At 65.1% G+C, this 5,308-nt stretch carries 5 protein-coding genes; 1 reads left to right on the top strand and 4 read right to left on the bottom strand.

The window, feature by feature from the left end:
• The coding region (gene cysE, locus ACTIIH_RS05785; protein ID WP_441451067.1) for a serine O-acetyltransferase at window positions 1-548 on the bottom strand (548 nt) is incomplete at its 3' end.
• A gap of 146 nt (window positions 549-694) precedes the next feature.
• Window positions 695-1,621 carry a cysteine synthase A gene (cysK, locus tag ACTIIH_RS05780; protein WP_441451066.1) on the bottom strand — a complete coding sequence of 309 codons (927 nt, stop codon included), beginning with the start codon at window positions 1,619-1,621 and terminating at the stop codon, window positions 695-697.
• A 382-nt stretch (window positions 1,622-2,003) separates the two neighbouring features.
• On the opposite strand from cysK, the gene def reads away from it, so the two are divergent.
• Entirely contained in the window at window positions 2,004-2,576 is a 573-nt protein-coding gene (gene def, locus ACTIIH_RS05775) for a peptide deformylase (protein WP_441451064.1), read from the top strand.
• 13 nt (window positions 2,577-2,589) lie between these two features.
• On the opposite strand, the gene ACTIIH_RS05770 is transcribed toward def, so the two are convergent.
• Complete coding sequence (locus ACTIIH_RS05770; RefSeq protein WP_441451063.1) at window positions 2,590-3,624, bottom strand: hypothetical protein; 1,035 nt, start codon at window positions 3,622-3,624, stop codon at window positions 2,590-2,592.
• 212 nt (window positions 3,625-3,836) lie between these two features.
• Window positions 3,837-5,308, bottom strand: a 1,472-nt coding sequence (gene gatB / locus ACTIIH_RS05765) for an Asp-tRNA(Asn)/Glu-tRNA(Gln) amidotransferase subunit GatB (protein ID WP_441451061.1), incomplete at its 5' end; no start/stop codon positions are given.

Below are 5,308 nucleotides of genomic sequence, written 5' to 3'. Positions count from 1 at the left end.
CTCGAGTCGGCCGCCACGTCCTTGACGACGACGGCATTGGCTCCGACCGCGGAGTTGTCGCCGACGACGACCGGGCCGAGGATCTTCGCCCCGGCGCCGACGAGCACGTGGTTGCCGATCGTCGGGTGGCGCTTCGTCTGTGCCATCGATGTGCCGCCGAGGGTCACCTGGTGATAGAGCATGACGTCGTCGCCGATCTCCGAGGTCTCGCCGATGACGACGCCGTTGGCGTGGTCGATGAAGAAGCGACGCCCGATCTGCGCCCCCGGGTGGATCTCCACACCGGTCAGCGTCCTTACCAGCTGGGACATCAGTCGCGCGGGTACCTTTCCAGCATCGTGCTGCCACAGGCGGTGGAGTCCGCGGTGGGCCCAGATGGCATGCATCCCCGGGTAGGACACCAATGAGACGAAATCACTGCGCGCCGCCGGATCTCGCCGCTTCACCGTCTCAAGGTCTTCTTTGAGCGTCTCTCGCACACCGGGTCGGGTCAGCCCATAGGCTGCCGCACCGGCGGCCGCCGCGGCCGCTGTCCACAGTGCCTTCATCGTTGACTCCCCTGCTCGTTCGTCTTGGTCTGTCTCGTGCAAGTCGGATCCGTGCGGAAGAATTCCCGCAGCGGTCCGACATCGGACTCTGCAGACAGCGAGGGCGCCAAACCGAAGTCTGACGCCCTCGTGCCGCTACCATGGAGTCAGTCCATGTACTCGGCAAACAGCGGAGTCGACAGATACCGCTCGCCGTAGCTGGGAATGATGACGACGACGCGCTTGCCGGCGTTCTCCGGTCGAGACGCGACCTTCTCGGCAGCGAAGAGTGCGGCACCGGAGGAGATGCCGACGAGCAGGCCCTCTTCGACAGCGACGGCGCGAGCCCGCTCGAAGGCGTCGTCGTTGTCAACATCGACGACTTCGTCGTAGATATCGGTGTTGAGCACCTTCGGCACGAAGTTCGCGCCGAGGCCCTGGATCGCGTGCGGTCCGGCCGTACCTTCGGTCAGCAGCGGCGAAGCGGCGGGCTCGACGGCGATGATCTTCACATCCGGGTTGGCCTCACGCAGCGCGGCTCCCGCGCCGGTGATGGTTCCGCCCGTGCCGATGCCGGAGACGAAGATGTCGACCTTGCCGTCGGTGTCGGCGAGGATCTCTGGACCGGTGGTGGCCTTGTGGATCTCGGCATTGGCCTGGTTCTCGAACTGGCGCACGAGGACGGCGCCGTCGGAAGCAAGCTCTTCGGCCTTGGCCACTGCCCCCTTCATACCTTCAGCCTTGTCGGTGAGGACGAGTTCGGCACCGAAGGCGCGCAGCAGGGCGCGACGTTCCTTCGACATCGACTCGGGCATCGTCAGCTTGACCTTGTAGCCGCGGGAGGTGCCGACCATGGCCAGCGCGATGCCGGTATTGCCCGAAGTCGCCTCGACGATGGTTCCGCCGGGCTTGAGTTCGCCTGATTTCTCGGCGGCGTCGATCATCGCTACGCCGATGCGGTCCTTGACGGAGTTGCCGGGGTTCGAGGATTCGAGCTTCGCCACGATCTCGGCGCCCGACCGGTCACTGGCCTTGTTGATGCGGACCAGCGGCGTGCGGCCGACGAGTTCGGAGACGTTGTTGAAGATGGTCAAAGTAAGTCCTTTCACGATTCCTTGTGCACCGCCGTCGACGGCCACTCGCCGTTCGGCGGACGTGCACCTGAACGGGTGGAACGACAGCTTGCATCTCGTGGTCCGAGACGGCTTGTGCTCATCATAACCATGCCGACCCTGAACGTGTTCCCAGATGTGTTGCTCAACAATCTGTGTTCGCTGGCGGCGAAACTACATGACGTTCCCTATCACAGGCTGGGAACGGTCGCATGTCTATCCATCTGCCGCAGTTCCGATTCGCAACAACCGCTGAGCAATCGGCGGACATGATCACCGAGGCGGCTCTCCCTGACGCTCATGCCTGGCCCTCGCCGTCAGGCTGGGGCTGAGACGGTCTCCGGCGACCGATACGATTATCCTCATGGCTATTCATCCCATCGTCGTCTACGGCGAGCCCGTTCTGCATCGTCGTGCCGAGAAGATCGTCGAGTTCGACGAGGGCCTTGCCGAACTCGTCGCAGACATGCACGAGACACTCGACGCCAGCAACGGTGTCGGACTGGCCGCACCGCAGATCGGCGTCGGCAAGTCCATCTTCGTGTACAACGCCGATGACGACTATGGTGTGCGTCGTCGCGGCACCTTCGTCAATCCCGTGCTCATTGCCTCAAAGGTTCCCGACACACGTCCCGATCCCGACGATGAGACCGAAGGGTGCCTGTCGGTGCCGAGTCTCGATTTCCCCCTCAAACGTGCCGACAGGGTCACCGTCAACGGCTTCGATGAGAAAGGTGAACCGGTGACCCTGAGCGCTGACGGGTGGTTCGCGCGCATCATGCAGCACGAATACGACCACCTGCAGGGAACCCTCTACGTCGACCGCCTCGATAAGCGCTGGTCGAAGAAGTGGAAGAAGGCCCAGGAAGCGCATGGCTACAACCAACCGGGCCTGTCATGGATGCCAGGAGTCGACCCCGACCCCTTCGGCCACTGAGCCCGGGTCGAGCTCAGGCCTCGAGTTCGTCCACGGACTTCTGAGCCGCAGCCAAGCGGGAGTCGAAGTCGTCGAAATCATCGGCGGTCTGATCGAGTTCGGCGACGAGCCCGGAGATGATCGACGACTGCGAGTCCGCGTCGATGCGCAGCTCCCTGAACTGCCAATCGGCGGAATCGTCCGCGGCGGTGCGAGACAGCACGTCGAGCACCCGGTCACCGAGCTCGCGGGAGCGTTCGGAGTTGTGCAGCAGCATCAGCTGCTGATCGAGTTCGAGGAGGCGCTCGTAGTAGTCGTGCATCGACTCCACGCGGCGTGCCATGGACGAGAACGCGACGGCCAGCTTCGACAGATAGGTCTCCACCGACTTCGCGGTCCCCGCATCACGGATGCCCTCGATCTCCTCGCGGAGGCTGACGAGTTCCTGCAGCCGCACGCCGATGGAGGCCACGGCATGGTCGAGGTCGACGCGAGAGACGTGGTCTTTGAGTATCGGATGGGTCCAGGCGCGGGTGCGCACGATCTTGCGGGCGATCGTGACGGCGAGATGGAACAGGCGCTGCTCGTCGGTGTCCCGGCCTTCCTTGCGCCCGGGCAGATAGCCGAGGCTGGCCGGGGTCACCCACTGGGCGCCTGAGAACTTGCGTCGGTTCTTCCGGCTCAGACGCTTCGGATCACGGAAATATTTGGGGCCGGTGACGGCCGCGAAGATTCCGGTCCCCAGGGCGGTGGCCGCACCCATCCCGCCGAAGGTCAGTGCGGCATCGGCGAACCCAGAGACCAGAGCCAGTCCCCCGGGGGCCGCGAATCCCGCGGTCAAGGCGGTGCCGGCGGCGGTGCCGCCTTTGAACAGGACGCTGGAGCGGAAGAAGTTCCGGCTCATCCCACCGGTGAGCATGATCGCGCTCGGGGCTCCGGCCGAATAGCGGTATCCGCGGGCACTCCAGGCGCGCAGCACCGCCTCGTTGACGCTGTCGGGCACGAGCACCCGGTAGATCGGCGCGGACTTACCGCATTCGCTCTTCCACAGCGATTTCCACTCAGACACCGCTTCACCTCCACGCGTGTGGGTCACGCTCTTGGCCCTGTCCCTGTAGGCCATCGGTTGCGGGGAATGCGAACAGCCACACCCTCCGCTGTGCTCGGGAACCCGGACGGCTCCCTTGGACGCACAGTCTAGAGGGTGTGGCTGGATCAATCCTGAGTCCTGCTCGGCACGGTCAGGCGCCGGCGTCGACCAGGATCAGTTCGGACCTGAGCTCAGCCATTGATTTTGGAGAGGATGAGGTCCTTGGCCTTTCCGGCATCGGCCTGTCCGCGGGTGGCCTTCATGATCGGGCCCATGAGCGCACCGATGGCCTGCATCTTTCCGCCCTTGATCTTCTCGACCACATCGGGGTTGGCCGCGATGGCCTCCTCGACGGCGGCTTCGAGTGCCCCGGTGTCCTCGACGATTTCGAGGTCGCGGGCGGCCATCACCTCGGCGGGCTCGCCTTCGCCGGCTGAGACTCCGGTGAGCACATCCTTGGCCAGCTTGTCGTTGAGCTTGCCCTCATCGATGAGATCGACGAGTCCTGCCACCTGGGCGGGTGTGACGATCTCGGTGGGGTGCTTGTCCTCCTGGTTGGCCAGGCGGGCGACCTCACCGGTCCACCATTTGCGTGCCGCGGCCGGCTTCGCTCCGGCAGTGACGGTGTCCTCGATGGCTTCGAGAAGTCCTGCGTTGACGATGTCGCGCATCTCCAGGTCGGAGAACTTCCATTCCCCGAGGAGGCGGCGACGCTTCTGCGCCGGCAGCTCGGGCAGACTCGCCCGCAGCTGATCGACCCATTCGCGGGACGGCTGCAGCGGAACGAGGTCCGGCTCGGGGAAGTAGCGGTAGTCGTCGGCGTCGGACTTCGGACGCCCCGAAGAGGTCTCTCCGGTCTCCTCGTGGAAGTGACGGGTCTCCTGGACGACCTTCTCCCCCGCCTCGAGGAGGCTCGCCTGGCGGGCGATCTCGAAGCGCACGGCACGTTCGATCGAGCGGAAGGAGTTGACGTTCTTCGTCTCCGTGCGGGTACCCAGCGGTGCCTCGGGGCTCTCGCGCAGGGACACGTTGACGTCGGCGCGGACGTTGCCCTGCTCCATGCGGGCTTCGGAGACGTCGAGGGCGCGGAAGATGTCCCTCAGTGTGCGCACATAGGCGGCGGCCACCTCGGCGGCTCTCTCCCCTGTCCCGGTGATCGGGTGGGTGACGATCTCCACGAGCGGCACACCGGCGCGGTTGTAGTCGACCAACGAATGGTCGGCGCCCTGGATGCGGCCGGTGGCCCCTCCCACGTGGGTGTTCTTGCCGGCGTCCTCCTCCATGTGGGCGCGCTCGACGGGGACGGTGACGATGGTGCCGTCCTCGAGCTCGACCTCGACCCGGCCCTCGGCCGCGATAGGCTCATCGGACTGGCTGGTCTGGAAGTCCTTGGGCACGTCCGGGTAGAAGTAGTTCTTGCGGGCGAACCGACAGGTCTCGGCGATCTCGCAGCCGAGCGCCAGACCGATCTTGATCGCGTACTCGACACCCTTTTCGTTGACCACGGGCAGGGACCCGGGCAGGCCCAGCGAGGTGGGGGTCACGTTTGTGTTCGGTCCCCCGCCGAAGGTGTTGGGGGCGGCGTCGAACATCTTGGTCGCGGTGCCGAGTTCGACGTGGACCTCGATGCCGATGACCGGATCGTATTTCTTGATCGCGTCTT

The sequence above is a fragment of the Brevibacterium sp. genome (assembly GCF_052105255.1).
GTDB classification, from domain to species: Bacteria; Actinomycetota; Actinomycetes; order Actinomycetales; family Brevibacteriaceae; genus Brevibacterium; species Brevibacterium linens_B.
The sequence above is the reverse complement of the archived record's forward strand: the minus strand, read 5'-3'. Positions and strand labels throughout refer to the sequence as shown.